An 18,379-nucleotide genomic window follows, 5' to 3' on the forward strand; every position below is an offset into this window, starting at 1 on the left:
TATTTGCGGGAAATAAGCCCATTATGCAAAACGTCCTTTCCCTGTTTAATCGTATAAAAGCCTTTGTTTTTGATGTAGATGGAGTCATGACAGATGGCCAAGTACACGTACTTGAAACAGGTGAACACTTTAGAAGTTTTTACATCCGTGATGGATATGCCATTGATAAAGCCAGACACGCTGATTATCAAATGTGCGTCATAACAGGTGGTAGCCATCCTGGTGTTCAAAAAAGATTAGAAAATCTAAAGTTTCAACACATTTATAGCAGCTTAGGTAGTTCCAATAAAACGGCAACTTTTGAGAAATGGTTACAAGAAGTTGGCCTTGCTGAAGATGAAGTATTGTATATGGGAGACGATGTCCCTGATTTGGAAATTCTTTCCAGGCCTCATATTTTGAGTACTTGTCCATATGACGCAATTCCAGAAATTCACCAAGTAGTAAAATATGTTTCCCCGTTTAAAGGTGGACAAGGTGCCGTTCGAGATGTCATCGAAAAAGTGATGAAACTACAAGGAAAATGGCCTAATTAATATCTTATGGCAACAATATTAGCAGTAGAAGGTCATTTACCGCAATTCGGCGAACAGGTTTGGTTAGCCCCTAATGCCACAGTTGTTGGAAATGTGTCCATAGGAAAACATGGTACAGTATGGTTTAATGCCGTGATCCGTGGGGATGTCAATCGTATTCAAATTGGAGATTATAGCAATGTACAAGACGGGGCCGTGATTCATTGTACTTATCAAAAAACAGAAACGATTATTGGAAACTATGTTTCCATTGCTCACAATGCAATCGTTCATGGTTGCACCATCGAAGACCGTGTTTTGGTGGGAATGGGTGCCATCATCATGGATGGGGCTTATGTAGAATCTGGAAGTATTATTGCTGCAGGGGCTGTTGTTACACAAGGTATGCGCATTCCTTCAGGAAGTATTTATGCCGGAAATCCCGCCAAATTTTTAAAACCTGTTAGCGAAGAAGCGGCAGAAGTTTTCATGCGTACTGCGATGAATTATGTCAAATATGCTAGTTGGTTTGAATAGGAGTATTCACTTTCCCGAATAACCTTTATTCCATTCTTAAACCCAACAATCCCTCGGCTAATATTCGATCATTGGATAAACGAGGAACCTTATTTTGCCCCCCCAATTTCCCTTGGGATTTCATGTATTGAATAAAGGATCCCTTGGCTAAGGATTGAATTTGTAATGGCTGAAGGATATTGCCAACAATCAAATCTTGGTAATAGATATTTTGTCGCTGCATGGAAGCATCCAAGGTCTTTTGAAATAATTCCAAATTCACTGGCGCAACATCAAATTCCATCAACCACTCATGGTGAGGCATCAGGCCATCCTTAGGGTTAATGTTGGGCGCAACTGTAAATTCCACAATCTTAGTTTCTGGACATGCCTCTAGGGCTTCCTTCATGGCCAATTCCACTTCCTCCGCTATCACATGTTCACCAAAAGCAGAAATAAAATGCTTGATTCTGCCCGTTACAACTACTCTGAAAGGGTCTAATGAGACGAATTTTACCGTGTCTCCAATGGAATATGACCACAAGCCAGCATTCGTAGTCATTAATAGGGCATAGTTGACTCCAAGCTCCACCTCTGATAGGCATAGTCGGGTTGGGTTGGCAGAGAAATACGTATCTGTTGGAACAAACTCATAAAAAATTCCCGCATCCACCAATAAAAGTAAGCCTTCTTCGCCTGTAGAATCTTGAAAAGCAATAAATCCTTCTGAGGCAGGATATGTTTCTATGACATCCACTTTTCTACCGATGGACTGCATCAACTTATCTCGATATGGCTCAAAATTGACTCCCCCAGTGACAAATACTTCGAAATCTGGGAATAGTTCGCCAATCTTTTTACTAGTTTGAGCCTCTAGTCGATCAAAATACATTTGTACCCAAGGTGGAATTCCAGAGATCAAACCCATGCGCTGATCTACCGTCTCTCGAACAATCGCTTTTAGTTTTTCTTCCCAATCTTCTATGCAATTGGTTTCATAAGAGGGCAATTGATTGGTCCGTAAATAGGAGGGAACATGGTGATTGACAATGCCCGAAAGTCGGCCTGTTGGCACTCCATTCTTTGATTCCAATTCAGGAGAACCCGATAAAAATATCAATTTCTGATCCAAAAATGAAGCTTTTCCGCTATGATGTACATAATGTAATAAAGCATCCCTTGCACCCAAAATATGAAAGGGCATAGACTCTGTACTAATGGGAATGTATTTCGCTCCAGATGTAGTTCCAGATGTTTTAGCAAAATATGCGGGCTTACCTGGCCATAAAATATCCTTTTTGCCAGCTACCGCTTCCTCGATATAAGGCTTAATATCTTCATATTCAAAAATGGGGACCTTTGCCTTATAATCAATGTAATTTTGGATTTTATCCAGGCCAAAAGCTTTTCCAAAAAGCGTTGATTTCGCTTTTTCTAAATTTGAATTTAACCAAAAGTGCTGTTTATCAATGGCTTCGGATGGAGACATCCGATACTTGTTGACTACCCAATGGGCGAAAGGTTTAGCAAAAAAAGAACGAATACCCATAGCTCCTTTCTATTGATCATTTAAAAATACCCTTGGGATCCGGCATTTTTTCCATGAGTTGCTGTGAGAAATTTAAATCCAATTGGGTCAAATCTAAGGCCCTACATTCATGAAAATAGCTCCAGGCTAACTCGTATTTCTCTTGCAAAAATGCCACTTGACTTTTTTTCATCCAAGCATTGGCATTGGTCGGGTCCTCTTGTAAAGATTGACTTAATAAGGCATCAACCTCTTCCAAATTACCACAATCCATGCCTTTTAAATAACAACTTAGTTTTACAATGGCATAGTCTACCCGCATGATACTCAACTTCGGATTGATTTGTAAACCTTTTCCTAATAAATCAATGGCTCCAGGAAAATCCAAACGTTGAAAAGCAATAACACCTAATCCCCAGTAGGCTTCCACACTAGTAGAATCTAAGGCGTGAACTAAATTAAAACGAAATGTTGCCGTATCTAATTTTCCCTCTGAAACATATTCCCATGCTCTTTCTGACAAAAATTTTACCCCTTCAGCACGGTTTGGGAAACTTTGATCTACACTGCTAATAATTTGAGTAACCTCCTCTTGATCTTTTTTATTTAGTGGCTTTTTGCCAAATAAAGCTTGATATCGTGGTATTCTAATCAATGAATCTACCGACATAGCCGCCAACATGGGCGTCGATAAACATAACAATAGTCCTATTAAATAGGCTTTTCTTCTTAGCATCATATCACAAATCTACCTTTTCTTTTTAATGGAGGATGTATTTGAACGAAATTTTGATGCACTTTTAGGCTTTCCTTTGGAATTATTTCCTTTAGATGGCCCCTTAGAAGACCCTTTGACACCTGCCTTAGCCCTAGGTTTATGCTTCTTCTCATGAAAAGCCCCTTTGAAATCAGGATCTTCTCTTTTCCGCTGATCATCCACAGCCCGTAACATATCCTGTTGTTCTAAAAACGGAGTATCTTCTTCATAAATCCCTGAAGGTAAATGCTCTATCTCTATCTTCTGTTGAATTATTGTTTCAATTTTTGCCCAATGATAGCGCTCCGCCAAAGTCACAAAAGTGATAGACTCCCCAATTTCTGCCGCTCTACCTGTCCTACCTATACGATGCACATAATCTTCATAAATCAATGGAACATCAAAATTGATAACATGAGAAACTTTAGGTATATCGATACCCCTGGCCGCCACATCGGTTGTTACTAAAACCCGCACCAAGCCTTCTCGAAATTGCTGCATGGCATTAATCCGTGTATTTTGACCTTTATTGGAGTGAATAACTCGAACTTGATCTTCCGCTAATACCTTTCGGCTCAAAAACTTCTCAACTTGATTAGCCACCTCCTTGCTTCTACAAAAAATCATAACTCTTTCGAAATCAGGATTTTGCATAAAATAAGCCAAGGCGTTTATTTTCGTTTTCAAATTGGGCGCTTCATACACGTGCTGTTTCACTTGACTTGCTGGAGTCGCTTGAGGTGTAATTTCAATCTTATGCGGAAACTCCAAAAACTCATGTGAAAGGTTTTCTACACGCTCCGGAAACGTAGCAGAAAACAAACCATTCTGGCGTTTCTTGTAAGGTATTACTTCCAATATTTGACGAATCTGAGGCATAAATCCCATATCCATCATTTTATCTGCTTCGTCAAGCACTAAGTGCTTCAACTCCTTCACTATAATCACTTCTTTCCGGTACAATTCTAAGAATCGACCTGGCGTAGAAACAATGATATCCACACCTTTTTCTATTGCTTGAATCTGAGGCTTTGGACCCAATCCTCCATACAATGCCAATAATCGCAAGTCGGTAAATTGCGCCAAACTTACCATAACCTCATAAATCTGCATAACAAGTTCTCTTGTTGGTGCAAGAATTAAGGCTCTTGGATTTTGCCCCTGAGCATATTTGCATTGCATTAAAAGAGGTAAAACATAGGCTGCTGTTTTTCCAGTACCCGTTTGAGCAATTCCCAACACATCATGTCCTCCCAAAAGCAAAGGAATTGCCTTTTCTTGAATTGGTGTAGGTTCTTGATAACCCAAGGCATCACATGCTCTTTGCAATTGTGGGTTCAATCCCAAACTTAAAAAATCAACCATTTCGTAGAAAATTATGCATACAAAGGTAGCTAAATTCATCCGATTTAGTGGAAAAGGCTGAATAGCTGCTTATTGGCTGTATTCCTTCTATTATTTCCCTAACTTTGAAATAAATATGACAATAGCTTGAAATCAGCTTCCCAACTTTGGCTTAGTAGAATTTGCATGGGATTGGCCACTTCCTTCCTAGTGGGATCTGCTTCTTCTTTGTTTTTATGGGGATTGGAAAAAATTCAAGTTTTTCGAACAGAGCATATTGCCCTCTTGTATTGTTTACCCATTCTTGGTGTTGCATTTCAATATCTGTCTCAGCTACCCAATTCGTCGAATAAATTAGGAACAAATGATTTGATTGATCGAGTCAACCAAAAAAGAGAAGACATCTCTTGGACCCTAGGACCTTTCATTTTATTAGGCACTTGGTTGAGTCAGGTTTTTGGCGCATCGGTTGGAAGGGAAGGAACGGCTGTTCAAATGGGGGGGAGCATAGCACATCAATTTTCCCAATGGTTACAATTAGAAGAATTCGAAAAAAGAGATTGGTTGCAAGCTGGTATGGCGGCAGGCTTTGCTTCGGTGTTCGGAACACCTTGGGCTGGATGTCTTTTCGGACTTGAAATCTCAAAAGTAGGTCAACTTTCCCTTCGAGGTATTTTTCCGTGCTTAATTTCTGCATTTGGAGCAAATTGGGTAAGTCTTCACGTGTGGGGCACGAATCATACCATTTATCCGAACATTTTTTTACCCGAAATAAATGGGTTATTTTGGCTTAAATTAGCGTGCATTGGCCTATTTTTGGGTCTTATTGGGTTGATTTATTCGCGCCTAGAATCGATTATTTCTAAAAGCTTCGCCCGATTACCCATTCATTACATTCTCAAAGGGATTCTCGGGGGCTTAATTTTACTACTCATTTTCCAATTTCCCTATTTTCAAGAAAGCATAGGCTTGGGCTCATCTTATTTACTCAGACCCTTTGAAACGGGGGATACCTCCAACTTCGCCTTGAGTAAAACCCTTGCTACCAGTTTAAGTTTAGGATTAGGATTTAAAGGAGGAGAAGCTACTCCCTTATTTTTAATCGGAGCTCATGCTAGTAGTGCCCTACATGAAATTATTTCACTCCCCATTCCATTGTTGGCCGCACTAGGTTTTACTTGTTTATACACGGGCCTTGCCAAAACTCCTTTAACTTCCATGGCTATGGGAATCGAATTATTCGGTTATGAAGCTTGGTTTTGTTTCTTTATTTGTGCGCTCATCGTGATGTATATATCCGGGAAAAATGGCATTTTTAAAACACAAGCTTGGGCAAATTGGGTTCCTAAACCTTTATATTCATGATGTTTGATTTATTATTTGATCACTACGAGAGCTTTCATGAGAAGCGAATTTCTACTAGGAGATTTACAGAAAACACCTGGCAGGAATTGCTACAGGAATGGGCAGAAAACGAACAGCTTAACTTTCGAAAAATAGGTGAAACTTTTGAAGGTAGATCCATTCAAGAAGTCCGTTTTGGACAGGGTCCAATCCACATTGCCGCTTGGTCTCAGATGCATGGAGATGAAGCAACAGCTACCATGGCTTTGGCTGATATTTTTCTTTTTTTATCCCAATATTCCACAAGTTTTGTTGATTTTAAGAAAGAATTGCATCAGAAAGTAAGTATTTTCTTTCTTCCACTATTAAACGCTGATGGTGCAAAAAAGTGGACAAGAGAGACTGCATTGGGAATAGATATGAACCGAGATGCCTTAACTCAAAATAGCCCAGAAGCTAAAATTCTTGCTGATTGGTTAGGCGAAATTAAACCTACTTTCTCTTTCAATCTACACGATCAGAATCGCTTATATTCTGCTGGAAAAACGCCACATCAAACTCACATAGCCTTACTGGCTACAGCCGGAGATGAACATGGTACTTGGACTGCATCAAGACTTAGGGCTGCCAAAATCACGAATCGAATGGCAAAGCACTTAAAACCATTTTTGGGAGAAAAAATAGCTAAATGGTCGGATGAATATGAAGCCCGCGCCTTTGGAGATTATGCCCAAGGAAAAGGTTATGGATTGGTACTTTTGGAATCAGGTGGGGCAGGATGGGACTTAGAAAAACAGTCTTTGAGAAAATACAATGCTTGTTTATTGCTAGATGCCTTTCATTCCATTGCAACTGAATCGTGGAGAACGGAAGAAACAAATCTATATCAGCATTTACCAACGAACGAAAGACAAATCTTTGACATCCTCATTAAAAAGGCTCCATTAAACCAAGATGAGCCTATTTATCGCGCAGACATTGGATTAAATATTCAAGAAAATGCACGAGAAGACGGTTCTATCCAATTTTCTTGGATTATTGAAGACCTTGGCGACTTAAGTCCTTGGTACGGATTGACAGAAATCAATGGGGAAGAGTTACATTTGCATTCAGAAAAAATGCTGAAGAAAGAAGGAGTATATCATCAACTTATTCTAACAAAAAACAATCAAGTAGCATTTGATCTAAGTACATACACACAAAAAATCAATTCTTAATATGACATCTTTACCTGTAATCATCATAGGCGTTAATCCTTTTGCTTTAGAAGTTGCCTCCATTTTTCAAAAAAATGAGGTTGTTATCTACGGCTTTTTAGATGACGATCCTAAGAAAAAGGATACACAAGTGGGGGAAATTCCTGTATTAGGAGGAACTGAAGATGAATCCTATTGGGGATTAATTGGTAAAAATTGTGGTGTTTTCGTAGCCTTAGAGAATCCTACAGAAAGAAAAAAGATGATTGAAGCTATTATGGAGGACCGTCAAGTGAAACCCGTTAACGCTATTCATCCCTCTGCCATCATTGCTGACGTTAAAAACTTAGCATATGGCGTCTATATTGGCGCTGGAGCCATCATTCAGCCTGAAGCAAAACTAGCAGATCATTGTATGATTGGCGCTGGAGCCATCGTTGAAACAGGAGCCCAAATTGAAGAATACGTACAAATTGGAGCTGGGTCCGTGATTGGTAAAGAATGTAAATTAGATACCAATTGCTTTATTGGTATTCAAAGCACCCTAGTAGGAAGCATCAAAATAGGAAAAGGTGCCACAGTAGGAGCGGGAAGTGTGGTCATTGAACCAGTTCCAGCATCCAAAAGAGTCTTCGGGAATCCAGCTAAATTGTTGTAATCCGGTCTATATTTTTCTCTTCCACCATTTGTAAAAAATGATAGCGCAAATACAATTGGGCTAGCGTAACTACGTCTTCCACGCAATAGGCTGCAATTTTTGCAATATCGTTTTCATGGTAATACACCCCATGAACCTTATCACCTGTTAAATTGGTTTTAGACCCAGGAATCCCCAATAATTCGGCCAATAAATCCAAAGAAATATAAACCTTTCTGTCGCCAAACTTCCACAATTCCATCGTATCCTGATGCAAAACTTCCCAAGGTTTTTTGCCATGTAATTGCAAAGGTTTAGGAATTTCCAATCCATTGACCAGCATCCTTCTGCACAAATAAGGGAAATCGAATTCTTTTCCATTGTGTGCAACCAAGGTTAATTCCTTGTTTTTATAGGTACCATTGATAAACTCAATGAATTCTAAAAGCAGGGATTTTTCGTCCTTATTGGCAATAGTCTTAACTTTTAAGCTGAGCTCTTTCTCTTTATTTTGATATAAAAAACCCATTCCAATCACCACAATTTTTCCAAATTCCGCGAACAAGGCAGCCCTATCTACGTACAACTCTTCTAAAGAAATATTTTGTGGATTACTCACATTCTTCGCCTTTTTTAGCCAAAAAGATTTCATTCTTTCAGAAAGTAGGGAAAAATCCGATTCTCCTGAGACCGTTTCAATGTCGATGAATAAGGTGTTTTTAAAATTCTTTTTTGGCTCCATGGCTTATTGATTTAGGGTTAGGTTCAATGTTTCACGTGAAACATGTTTTAATTTCCAGTCGAACAATTGAGTTAAGTGTTCCAATACCTTTGTTTTAACCTCGCTTATATTCATTAATCGACCTAATTCTTGTTGTAAAGAAGTTACTCCTCGCGTAGCTATACCGCAAGGAACGATGTGAGAGAAATAAGACAAATCTGTATTAATGTTCAAAGCAAAACCATGCATGCTAATCCAGCGGGAGGCTTTTACGCCTAATGCACATATTTTTCGAGCATTTTCAGACTCTGGATCAATCCAAACGCCCGTTAATCCATCAATTCTCCCGGCGACTAAACAATAATCTCGACAAGTCAAAATTATTGCTTCCTCAAGCATCCTTAAATACAAATGTATATCCGTGTAGAAATTCTCTAAGTCTAAAATAGGGTAGCCCACAAGCTGTCCTGGACCATGGTAGGTAATATCACCACCTCGATTTATTCGATAAAAACTAGCCCCAATGCTGTCCAAGAAAGGTTCTTGCATCAATAAATGGGACTCGTCACCACTTTTGCCTAAAGTATACACATGTGGATGCTCACAGAATAAAAGAAAATTCGGGGTTTCAACAGATAATTCCTCTCGACGGTTCTTCAATTTAATTTGAGCAATATGATCTAGGAGCATTTCCTGCAAATCCCATGTTGCTTGGTATGGAGTTAATCCAATATCAACAAATTGAACTTCTTTATTAGGCATCTTACATTATCAAGGGATTAATGAAAAGGAATAGTTCCCTTATATACCTTGCTTCACAAAGATAAGAGAATGGCAAAACATTTAAAGCTTGGCAGGCGAGCAGAAGGGATAGCTGTGGACTATTTACGTAGAAATCACTACCAAATACTTGATAAAAATTACCGAGCAGGTAAAGCAGAAGTAGATATCATTGCTTTAGACAAACAAACATTGGTCTTCATTGAGGTAAAATCCCTTAAAAAGACTCAATTTGGCTATCCAGAAGAACATATCAATACTCACAAAACCAATATGCTCTCACAAGCTGCTAACCAATATCAAATAGATCATAATTGGGAGAAAGAAATACGATTTGATACGATATCGATTACTTTTTTACCACAAGCAATCAAATTAGAACATTTCGAGGATGCTTTTTTGTAAATTAGCTCTTTGAATGAAAAACCATGATACAATTTTGCTCAGAAGAGATAGCTTTTTCACTGCCAAACAAAAACAAGCATAAAGCCTGGTTAAAAGCAGTAGCCACAGAAGAACACAAAACCATAGGGGAAATAAGCTATATTTTTTGCTCTGACGACTACCTTTTGGAAATCAACAAAACGTATTTAAATCATGATACCTTAACAGACATTGTAACGTTTGATAACTCTGAAGACTCCAAAAAACTAGAAGGAGACATCTTCATTTCTTATGATAGAATACAAGAAAATGGCAAAAAACTAGGTACAGAGAACAGTGAATTAGAACGCGTAATGGTTCATGGATTACTTCATTTGGCAGGATATAAAGACAAAAAGAAAGAGGACAAGGAGTTAATGACTGCCAAAGAAGATTACTATTTGACCCAATATTTTAAAGAACAATAAATGTTTCACGTGAAACAAAATAGAAAATGCAACAACAAGCATACGATGTAATTGTAGTAGGAGCGGGGCATGCCGGTTGTGAAGCAGCACACGCTGCAGCTCAAATGGGGTCAAGCGTTTTGCTAATCACCATGAATATGCAAACCATCGCACAAATGTCTTGCAACCCAGCAATGGGTGGTGTCGCTAAAGGACAAATTGTACGAGAAATAGATGCGCTTGGGGGAATGTCTGGTTTGATTTCAGACAAAACCATGATTCAATTTAGAATGTTAAACCGTTCTAAAGGCCCTGCAATGTGGTCGCCTAGATGCCAATCAGATCGAATGAGGTTTGCTGAAGAATGGAGAATGGTATTAGAACAAAACCCCAAAGTAGATTTTTGGCAAGATTCTGTTCAACAATTACTCACTAAAAACAATGAAGTCTGTGGTGTCATAACCCGTATGGGAATTGAGTTTAAAGCTCGCACTGTCGTATTAACCAATGGCACCTTTCTAAACGGATTAATCCACATAGGAGAGAAACATTTTGGTGGAGGAAGAATGGCAGAACCAATGGCACAAGGATTAACAGAGCAATTAGTTCAACTAGGCTTTGAATCAGGGAGAATGAAAACAGGTACACCGCCAAGAGTAGATGGTAGAAGTCTGGATTATTCTGCGATGGAAGAACAAAAAGGAGATGAAAATCCAAGTAGTTTTTCCTATTTAACTGAAAGCCCCATACAAGAACAACGCTCTTGTTGGATCACCCATACCAATACCAAAGTACACGAAGTATTAAGAAAAGGCTTTGATAAATCACCCATGTTTGCTGGCAGAATTAAAGGCCTTGGACCGCGGTATTGCCCCTCAGTAGAAGATAAAATAAACCGATTTGCCGATAAAGACAGCCACCAAATATTTGTCGAACCGGAAGGATGGAATACAGTAGAAATATATGTCAATGGATTCTCCACTTCCCTCCCAGAAGAAATACAGTTTGAGGCGATTCGACTAATCCCGGGATTTGAAAAAGCAAAACTTTTTAGACCAGGATATGCCATTGAATACGACTACTTTCCTCCAACACAACTGTTGGCAACACTAGAAACGAAGCTCATAACAGGCTTGTTTTTTGCTGGACAAATAAATGGGACAACTGGCTATGAAGAAGCCGCTTGTCAAGGACTTATGGCAGGAATAAACGCCCACCAAAAAGCACAACAACTCGACCCATTCACACTATCAAGATCAGATGCCTATATCGGAGTACTAATAGATGACCTGATCAATAAAGGGACCGACGAACCTTACCGCATGTTCACTTCAAGAGCAGAGTTTAGAACGCTTTTGAGACAAGATAATGCGGATGAAAGACTTACGGCAAAAGGATATGAATTAGGGTTGGCTACGCAGAAAAGAATGGATAAATTCCAGCAAAAACAACATGATGTAGCCCAACTGCTTGACCAAATAAAAACAAGCAAAGTTAAGCCTGATGAGATGAATGCCTGGTTAGAACAACAAGGGAGCTCAAGTCTTAGAGAAGGAACACCAATTGTCAATTTATTGAAACGATCAGACTTAAGTTTCTCCACTTTATTAGAACACCCCTTAATTAAAAACATAAAAGATAACTACTCACAAGAAGTTATCGAACAAGCAGAAATCATTGTCAAATACGAAAGCTATATTGAAAAGGAAAGGTTGATGGTGGATAAAATGAAAACCATGGAAGACTTAAAAATTCCAGAAACTTTCGATTATGATAAAATTAAAACCCTATCAACAGAATCAAGAATTAAATTAAAATCCATCCGACCACAAACCATTGGACAGGCCAGCAGAATATCTGGTGTATCTGCTTCTGATGTATCAATTTTACTTTTATTCATGGGCCGCTAACTATGGAAGAATTACACGAATGCCCGGCATGCTCAAGCATAGAATTTACACCCATTCTTCGTGCCAAGGATTATACCGTATCGCATCAAACATTTCAACTAGTGGAATGTCAGACTTGTCATTTACGATTTACAAACCCAAGGCCCAAAGCTGAAGAAGCGGGTCCATATTACAAATCAGAAAATTATATTTCTCATAGCAATACAGAAAAAGGATTCATAAATCAATTGTACCAACGAGTGAGAAATATCACACTCCGGCTTAAAACAAATTGGATAGAACCAGAAAAAAAAGGAGAAAAAAATTTACTCGATATTGGCTGTGGAACAGGTCATTTCTTACATGCATGCCAAGAGAGAGGATGGAACATCCATGGTATGGAATTAGATCCGGATACCGCTCAGAAAGCAATGCAATTAACAGGGCAAAAGGTTTATTCACAGTTAAGTCATATTCCTGAATCTGCACGTTTTCAAGTGATAAGCCTTTGGCATGTACTAGAACATGTGTACGAATTACACGAATACTTTGCATTCTTTAAAAAACACCTAGCACCCTCAGGAAAGTTATTATTTGCTCTGCCAAATTGCAATAGCTACGATGCTCAATATTTTCAAGAGTTCTGGGCGGCATACGATGTACCAAGACATATTTATCATTTTACGCCAGAAACAATTCAAGCCATAGCCAAACAATACGGGTTTACATTAAGAGAAAAAAAAGGTCTAATTTTTGATAGCTTTTACATTTCTTTAATGAGTCATGAATACAAAAGTTCTTCTAAAAAAATCATAGCATCATTTATCATAGGCCTTGTATCCAATATGAAAGCTTGGATAGGGAAAGGCAATTATTCTAGCAATTTATATATCTTCGAACATGCTCAGTAGGCTTAAAAATATAGTCCTATTTACTTTTCTTTCAGGATTGTATATCGTCCTGATTCTACAAAGCTGTGCCCAAATGGCCAATCCTCCTGGTGGTAAAAAAGATACACTAGCTCCCAAAATCAGCGAATCTATCCCCTTAAATAAAAGCAAAAATTTTAAAGGGAAAAAGATCGAACTCACATTCAATGAATATGTTGGGATTAGAAACCTAAATCAAGAACTTTTAATCACCCCCTCTGTAGGAACCTATCAAACAAAAATTAGACCTCAAGGACTAAGTATCTTATTAGATAGTAACCTGAAAGAAAATACCACTTATACCTTTAATTTCAGAAATGCTATTGAGGACGCATCCGAAAGAAATGTTGGCATAAATATTAAACTAGTTTTTAGTACCTCCAATGATATCGATTCCTTACAAATTAAAGGGAATGTGAAACAATTACTAACTCAAAAACATCCAGAAAATGTTTTGGTGGCTCTATATCCTTGGAATGATTCCCTCTCCATACAAAATACCAAACCCTATTATTTTGTTAAAACCGATACCTCAGGAAACTATCTATTAGAAAACCTGGCTAAGGGTAAATATTATATGGCGGCATTTAACGACCTCAATAACAATTTACTATATAACTCCAACAAGGAATCGGTAGATTTTATAACAGATAAATACATTGACTTAAGCAAAAATCAAGAGCTAAACTTTGCTATAAGCTTACAAAATCAAGATTCATTAAAATTAAGTAAAACAACAAGTTCGGCTAAAACGGTATTATATGAATTCAACAGAGGAATTAAATCATTCTCTTTACAAAATGCGCCTAATGCCCAATTATATCACCAACAAGAAGACAACAAAAACATTCGTTTTTATCTATTGAATCAAACTAGCACAGACACCATTTTCGTTCAAGCCAACGTGACAGACTCTTTGGATAGAAAATATAAAATACCACTTAAAATCAAATTCAGAGAAGTAACAAGAAAAGAAAAAGTACAGAAGCTAGATCTAAATTTTGAAGTAAAACCAGCGCCAGGGAAATTACTTTCACCCACCGATTCTCTACAAATAAAATTTACTAAACCGGTGCAGCAATGGGCTTCCACAGGAATTCTTTTTAAAACAGAAGAAGGTGAAACACATACACTTCCAGATCAAGCCTTTCAATGGAATCAATATCAAAACAACTTAACCATAAGAAATGCCTACTTGCCTAGTAGAACAAAGTTTGAATTAAGCATCAATAAAAATGCATTCATTGGAGTAGAAGCCGACTCCAGTCAGGCCTACGTTCAAAAGATGGAATGGCAAGATGGAGAAAATTATGGAAGTATAGATGGGCAAATTACAGGCCAAAACACATCGAATCAATTCATTGTGGAATTGATCAAAGCAGATACTTTTGAGCCTTATATGACCGTTAAAACACGTAAGCGATTTGAATTTATTCACGTGGAACCAGGATTATATCAAATACGTGTAATTACAGATTTAAATAATAACGGATATTGGGATATTGGTAATTTTAAACAAAGGAAAAAATCAGAACCAGTACATTTCTTTGAAGGTAAAATCAAACTGAAAGCCAATTTTCAAATATCTGATCTGTTGATAAATACCCAAAAATAGTGTGGATAACCTGTTAATAAGTTAAGAAAAGAGTGAACAATTCATGTGGAAATTGTGGAAAGAAAATTTGAGAGATAAGTTGTGGACAATTTGAAGCAACTATCCACAGTATTTTTGAAACTTATCTACATAAAACAACCTACCTTAAAAAACATATATAATTTATTATCAAATAGTTACAAAACAAATATCCGCTTATCCACTTATCCACATTGAATAACAATAAGAAACAAAAAAGAGATTTATATAAATTTTATTTTTTTTAAATAAGTCATGTGGAAAACATTTTATAACTCTTATATATATCTATTATTTCTGATGATTGGCTTGCTTCATCCTAATCAGGCAAATTCCTATGTTAAAAGTTCTGATTCTTTATTTGTAGATAGATTACATCAAATTGTTAAAATTAAGAAAGAGAAGAAAAGGAATAAGCAATTGGATGATTTGTTTATAAAAAGCACAAATAATGGTTCTTTTTTAACATTATACTCCTTTAATGAAATACTGAAAGAAAATTTAGCACCGTTATGGATTAAGTATTGTGGACAGATTGTGGATAAGTTAATAAATACACAAGGCTTAGAAATAACAAAAGATTGGTTAATTAGTCTAAAGGATCAAGGAATAGCTAATCGAGAAGTAGAACAAATGCTAGTTTCTTTAATTCAGGCATCACCAGAACAAGCCAATCCAGTTGAACTGATTATTCATTGGTATGCATTGAATCAACAGTGGGAAAAGGTTTGGATGCAAAGAAAGGCATTAGATATTCGATTTAAATCTGGAGGAAAGGAAGTGAGTGATTTTGGTATAGCTAGCTTTCAACGTCAACAATGGCCATTGGTTAATCAGATTTTTGATTATTTGATTAAAACGTATCCACGTTCTCCACAAATTTTAAATTGGAAGCAATTGTTATTGGCATCTAGAGAACAAAGTATTCAAAATAAAATGGTCATTGAGAAAACGGAATTTTCTAATTTGATTCAGTCTTATCGAGAATTGAGAAAAGATCGGGGAGCGAATGCAAGTACTGCTGAGACCTATTTAGCTGAAGCTAGGATATTCATGTATCAGTTAAATCAATTGGATTCTGCTGAAAAAGTATATCAACAAGGGATCGTGTTATCGGAATCTAATATCAATTTACAGGCACAAATGAAATTGGAATTAGGGGATGTGTATTTATATGCTGGTAGAAAATACGATGCTTTGATTCAATATGCACAAGTTGAAAAATTGGTCAAAGACTCACCCATTGCCTATGAAGCGAAATTAAAGACTGGTAAATTATATTATTTCACGGGTGATTTTGAATTAGCCAAAGCCAATTTTGATGTCTTAAAACAAAGCACACAAAAGGAAATAGCCAATGATGCATTGCATTTGAGTTGGGTCATTGAAGACAATACAGGAATAGATACGCTGGAAACGGCATTAAAATCATTTGCTACGATACAGTGGCTTTATGAACAAAAGAACGTGCAGCAAGCAGATAAGGCCTTGGAAGAATTAGTAAAAAATCAAAAAGGCCAGAGTTTAGAAGACGATATCTTGTATTTGATGGCACAAAGGGCTTTAGAAAAAAAGCAAATTGAACAGGCAAAACTATTCTTTAAAGATGTATATGATCGTTTTGATCAAGATATATACGGTGATGACTCCTTATTTCACTATTTACAATTGATGGATTTTAAAGATAAGGACTTATGCATACAATTTGTAACAAAGTACCCTAGTAGTATCTATTTGCCAATTATTCGAAAACATCTATCTACTCCTTAAGGATATAAACTCAATCCTAAAATTTATTCTAAATCTCACATTTTGTTTTTAGATTTAGCTAACTTTGATTTGTTTATACTAGACCATTTATAATATGAAACACACTTCATTGACACGTGTATTTGATTTATTAGACGTATATAAAACTTTTCATAAGCCGGATTTATTCAATAAAAAAGAAGATGGATATTGGAAAAATTATTCTACTTCTGATACCTTAGAAACTATTGAACAAATTGCTCTTGGTTTACTAAGTTTAGGAGTAAAACCTGGGGATAAAATTGCTATCATTTCTACGAATAGGCCCGAATGGAATTTCGTGGATTTTGCAGTTCAATTGGTAGGGGCGGTAACTGTGCCTTTATATCCTACGATTACAGTCGAGGATTATGCCTTCATTTTTGAAGATTCAGGAGTGGAATTCATTTTTGCTGAAAATGAGGAATTATACTTAAAAGCGAAAGAAGCAGCGAAAGGAAATACAAGGATTAAATCCATTTATACCTTTAACCCAATTGCTGGGGCTAGTTTGTGGACTGAGGTAAAAGAATTAGGTCAGGGTAAAGACGCAAGTGTATTAGAGCCCATTAAAGCTTCTGTTCAGCCAGATGATTTATTAACTTTAATTTACACCTCAGGAACAACCGGTAGACCTAAAGGTGTGATGTTAACTCATCATAACATAATCAGCAATGTAAAGTCTTTGGACCGAGGAGAATTTTTCCAAATAAATTCTCAGGATAAGGTATTGAGTTTTTTACCGATGTGTCACATATATGAGCGCACTAACATTTACCTATATGTTTTTTATGGTGTTTCTATCTACTATGCCGAAAATTTAGATACCGTGGCTGAAAACATCAAGGAGGTAAAACCTGCTATGTTTGCTACGGTTCCAAGACTTTTAGAAAAAGTGTATGATAAGGTGTTGGCTAAAGGAAATGAACTTACAGGAATTAAACGGAAGCTATTTTTTGCTGCCATTGATTTTGGGTTGAAGTATGATCCCATGGAAAAATTGGGATTTTTTGATGGAATCAAGTTGGCCATATTTAGAAAATTGATATTCAGCAAATGGCAAGAAGCATTAGGCGGAAATATCCGTGCTATTACTTCTGGATCAGCGGCACTTCAGCCTCGCTTATCACGTATTTTTTGGGCTGCCGACATTCCCATTGCGGAAGGATATGGATTAACAGAAACCTCTCCCGTAATATCTGTTTCGAAAATTTGTCCTCCAGATTTTAAAGTAGGTTGTGTTGGAACCTTGTTAGATTGTGTTCAATTGAAAATTGCAGAAGATGGAGAGATTTGTGTAAAAGGAGATTCTGTCATGCCAGGTTATTACAATAATCCAACCGCTACAGCTGAGGCTATTGACCCAGAGGGATGGTTTCATACTGGAGATATTGGGGAATTAGTGGATGGTAAATATTTAAAAATCACGGATCGTAAAAAGGAGATTTTTAAGACCTCTGGAGGAAAATATGTAGCCCCACAATTAGTGGAAAATAAACTTAAAGAATCTACATTTATTGAACAATGTATGGTGGTAGGTGAAGGGCAAAAATTCCCTTCGGCACTCATTATACCTGAATTCAATGCACTTCAAATATGGTGTAAACAACAGAATCTTGTACTTAGTACGCCTGAAGAGATGATTGCACATCCAAAGGTAATTGAAAAAATGAATGAAGAGGTTTTGATGACTATGGCATCGGTAGCACGCTTTGAACAGGTTAAGAAATTTGTCTTGTTGCCAAGATTATTTACGATTTCCGATGGGGAATTGACCCCAACATTGAAATTAAAACGTAAGGTAATTGTATCCAGATATGAAAAACTGATACTAGGTCTTTATGATTAGAATTGGCAATTCATGGATTCCAATGAATAAATAATCCTTTGCACTCGGAAATTTTAGTAATTTTACGCGTTATAGGTTTTTAGAAAGGAACTTTGCTTCCTTTCTTTTTTAATTTAGAATCAA

Annotated in this window: 17 protein-coding genes; 12 read left to right on the top strand and 5 right to left on the bottom strand. The window is 37.1% G+C overall.

All coding sequences use genetic code 11. The features are described 5' to 3' along the window. The first annotated feature begins 23 nt into the window (after window positions 1-23). Entirely contained in the window at window positions 24-536 is a 513-nt protein-coding gene (locus tag G9H60_RS08480; RefSeq protein ID WP_223143625.1) for a KdsC family phosphatase, read from the top strand. Window positions 537-542: 6 nt separating this feature from the next. Further along, window positions 543-1,052, top strand: a complete 510-nt coding sequence (locus tag G9H60_RS08485; RefSeq protein WP_223143626.1) for a gamma carbonic anhydrase family protein — start codon at window positions 543-545, stop codon at window positions 1,050-1,052. 25 nt (window positions 1,053-1,077) lie between these two features. Here G9H60_RS08485 and G9H60_RS08490 read toward each other — a convergent pair whose 3' ends face one another. From G9H60_RS08490 to G9H60_RS08500, 3 genes are read right to left on the bottom strand one after another with little or no spacing between them, the layout of a single operon-like run. Further along, the gene (locus G9H60_RS08490; protein ID WP_223143627.1) at window positions 1,078-2,580 is read right to left on the bottom strand and encodes a GH3 auxin-responsive promoter family protein; all 1,503 of its coding nucleotides are present in this window, start codon (window positions 2,578-2,580) and stop codon (window positions 1,078-1,080) included. Between the two features lie 16 nt (window positions 2,581-2,596). Next, a complete protein-coding gene (locus G9H60_RS08495) occupies window positions 2,597-3,298 on the bottom strand; it encodes a tetratricopeptide repeat protein (protein ID WP_223143628.1) in 702 nt (233 codons plus the stop codon). A 9-nt stretch (window positions 3,299-3,307) separates the two neighbouring features. Then, the gene (locus G9H60_RS08500) at window positions 3,308-4,681 is read right to left on the bottom strand and encodes a DEAD/DEAH box helicase (RefSeq protein ID WP_223143629.1); all 1,374 of its coding nucleotides are present in this window, start codon (window positions 4,679-4,681) and stop codon (window positions 3,308-3,310) included. Window positions 4,682-4,807: 126 nt separating this feature from the next. On the opposite strand from G9H60_RS08500, the gene G9H60_RS08505 reads away from it, so the two are divergent. The 3 genes from G9H60_RS08505 to G9H60_RS08515 are packed head-to-tail and all read left to right on the top strand — an operon-like array spanning window position 4,808 to window position 7,858. Next, on the top strand, window positions 4,808-6,025 hold the full coding sequence (locus G9H60_RS08505) for a chloride channel protein (protein ID WP_223143630.1): 1,218 nt from the start codon (window positions 4,808-4,810) through the stop codon (window positions 6,023-6,025). After that, a complete protein-coding gene (locus G9H60_RS08510; RefSeq protein ID WP_223143631.1) occupies window positions 6,022-7,221 on the top strand; it encodes a M14 family zinc carboxypeptidase in 1,200 nt (399 codons plus the stop codon). The genes G9H60_RS08505 and G9H60_RS08510 overlap by 4 nt, the downstream gene beginning before the upstream one ends. Window position 7,222: 1 nt before the next feature. Continuing rightward, window positions 7,223-7,858, top strand: coding sequence for a NeuD/PglB/VioB family sugar acetyltransferase (locus G9H60_RS08515; RefSeq protein WP_223143632.1), 636 nt, complete (start codon window positions 7,223-7,225; stop codon window positions 7,856-7,858). Here G9H60_RS08515 and G9H60_RS08520 read toward each other — a convergent pair. Both G9H60_RS08520 and lipB read right to left on the bottom strand, forming a co-directional pair. After that, on the bottom strand, window positions 7,845-8,579 hold the full coding sequence (locus tag G9H60_RS08520; protein ID WP_223143633.1) for a 3'-5' exonuclease: 735 nt from the start codon (window positions 8,577-8,579) through the stop codon (window positions 7,845-7,847). The two genes, G9H60_RS08515 and G9H60_RS08520, sit on opposite strands and share 14 nt — an antisense overlap. A gap of 3 nt (window positions 8,580-8,582) precedes the next feature. After that, complete coding sequence (gene lipB / locus G9H60_RS08525; protein WP_223143634.1) at window positions 8,583-9,320, bottom strand: lipoyl(octanoyl) transferase LipB; 738 nt, start codon at window positions 9,318-9,320, stop codon at window positions 8,583-8,585. A 69-nt stretch (window positions 9,321-9,389) separates the two neighbouring features. On the opposite strand from lipB, the gene G9H60_RS08530 reads away from it, so the two are divergent. From G9H60_RS08530 to G9H60_RS08560, 7 genes are all read left to right on the top strand, one after another. Then, on the top strand, window positions 9,390-9,743 hold the full coding sequence (locus tag G9H60_RS08530; RefSeq protein WP_223143635.1) for a YraN family protein: 354 nt from the start codon (window positions 9,390-9,392) through the stop codon (window positions 9,741-9,743). Between the two features lie 23 nt (window positions 9,744-9,766). Then, entirely contained in the window at window positions 9,767-10,189 is a 423-nt protein-coding gene (gene ybeY / locus G9H60_RS08535) for an rRNA maturation RNase YbeY (protein WP_223143636.1), read from the top strand. 26 nt (window positions 10,190-10,215) lie between these two features. Then, complete coding sequence (mnmG, locus tag G9H60_RS08540; RefSeq protein ID WP_223143637.1) at window positions 10,216-12,078, top strand: tRNA uridine-5-carboxymethylaminomethyl(34) synthesis enzyme MnmG; 1,863 nt, start codon at window positions 10,216-10,218, stop codon at window positions 12,076-12,078. A 2-nt stretch (window positions 12,079-12,080) separates the two neighbouring features. Beyond that, window positions 12,081-12,968 carry a class I SAM-dependent methyltransferase gene (locus tag G9H60_RS08545; RefSeq protein ID WP_223143638.1) on the top strand — a complete coding sequence of 296 codons (888 nt, stop codon included), beginning with the start codon at window positions 12,081-12,083 and terminating at the stop codon, window positions 12,966-12,968. A 73-nt stretch (window positions 12,969-13,041) separates the two neighbouring features. Next, entirely contained in the window at window positions 13,042-14,601 is a 1,560-nt protein-coding gene (locus G9H60_RS08550; protein ID WP_223143639.1) for an Ig-like domain-containing protein, read from the top strand. A 273-nt stretch (window positions 14,602-14,874) separates the two neighbouring features. Beyond that, window positions 14,875-16,389, top strand: coding sequence for a tetratricopeptide repeat protein (locus G9H60_RS08555; RefSeq protein WP_223143640.1), 1,515 nt, complete (start codon window positions 14,875-14,877; stop codon window positions 16,387-16,389). A gap of 94 nt (window positions 16,390-16,483) precedes the next feature. Further along, on the top strand, window positions 16,484-18,256 hold the full coding sequence (locus G9H60_RS08560; RefSeq protein WP_223143641.1) for an AMP-dependent synthetase/ligase: 1,773 nt from the start codon (window positions 16,484-16,486) through the stop codon (window positions 18,254-18,256). The last annotated feature ends 123 nt before the right edge of the window (window positions 18,257-18,379 follow it).

Origin of the sequence: Aquirufa aurantiipilula, from assembly GCF_019923745.1 — a bacterium.
GTDB classification, from domain to species: Bacteria; Bacteroidota; Bacteroidia; order Cytophagales; family Spirosomataceae; genus Aquirufa; species Aquirufa aurantiipilula.

What these genes read in the sequence shown, in the direction of transcription:
- G9H60_RS08480 (WP_223143625.1), top strand. Translation starts at nt 24, where the DNA reads ATGCAAAACGTCCTTTCCCTGTTTAATCGTATAAAAGCCTTTGTTTTT.
- G9H60_RS08485 (WP_223143626.1), top strand. Translation starts at nt 543, where the DNA reads ATGGCAACAATATTAGCAGTAGAAGGTCATTTACCGCAATTCGGCGAA.
- G9H60_RS08490 (WP_223143627.1), bottom strand. Translation starts at nt 2,580, where the DNA reads ATGGGTATTCGTTCTTTTTTTGCTAAACCTTTCGCCCATTGGGTAGTC.
- G9H60_RS08495 (WP_223143628.1), bottom strand. Translation starts at nt 3,298, where the DNA reads ATGATGCTAAGAAGAAAAGCCTATTTAATAGGACTATTGTTATGTTTA.
- G9H60_RS08500 (WP_223143629.1), bottom strand. Translation starts at nt 4,681, where the DNA reads ATGGTTGATTTTTTAAGTTTGGGATTGAACCCACAATTGCAAAGAGCA.
- G9H60_RS08510 (WP_223143631.1), top strand. Translation starts at nt 6,022, where the DNA reads ATGATGTTTGATTTATTATTTGATCACTACGAGAGCTTTCATGAGAAG.
- G9H60_RS08515 (WP_223143632.1), top strand. Translation starts at nt 7,223, where the DNA reads ATGACATCTTTACCTGTAATCATCATAGGCGTTAATCCTTTTGCTTTA.
- G9H60_RS08520 (WP_223143633.1), bottom strand. Translation starts at nt 8,579, where the DNA reads ATGGAGCCAAAAAAGAATTTTAAAAACACCTTATTCATCGACATTGAA.
- lipB (WP_223143634.1), bottom strand. Translation starts at nt 9,320, where the DNA reads ATGCCTAATAAAGAAGTTCAATTTGTTGATATTGGATTAACTCCATAC.
- G9H60_RS08530 (WP_223143635.1), top strand. Translation starts at nt 9,390, where the DNA reads ATGGCAAAACATTTAAAGCTTGGCAGGCGAGCAGAAGGGATAGCTGTG.
- ybeY (WP_223143636.1), top strand. Translation starts at nt 9,767, where the DNA reads ATGATACAATTTTGCTCAGAAGAGATAGCTTTTTCACTGCCAAACAAA.
- mnmG (WP_223143637.1), top strand. Translation starts at nt 10,216, where the DNA reads ATGCAACAACAAGCATACGATGTAATTGTAGTAGGAGCGGGGCATGCC.
- G9H60_RS08545 (WP_223143638.1), top strand. Translation starts at nt 12,081, where the DNA reads ATGGAAGAATTACACGAATGCCCGGCATGCTCAAGCATAGAATTTACA.
- G9H60_RS08550 (WP_223143639.1), top strand. Translation starts at nt 13,042, where the DNA reads ATGGCCAATCCTCCTGGTGGTAAAAAAGATACACTAGCTCCCAAAATC.
- G9H60_RS08555 (WP_223143640.1), top strand. Translation starts at nt 14,875, where the DNA reads ATGTGGAAAACATTTTATAACTCTTATATATATCTATTATTTCTGATG.
- G9H60_RS08560 (WP_223143641.1), top strand. Translation starts at nt 16,484, where the DNA reads ATGAAACACACTTCATTGACACGTGTATTTGATTTATTAGACGTATAT.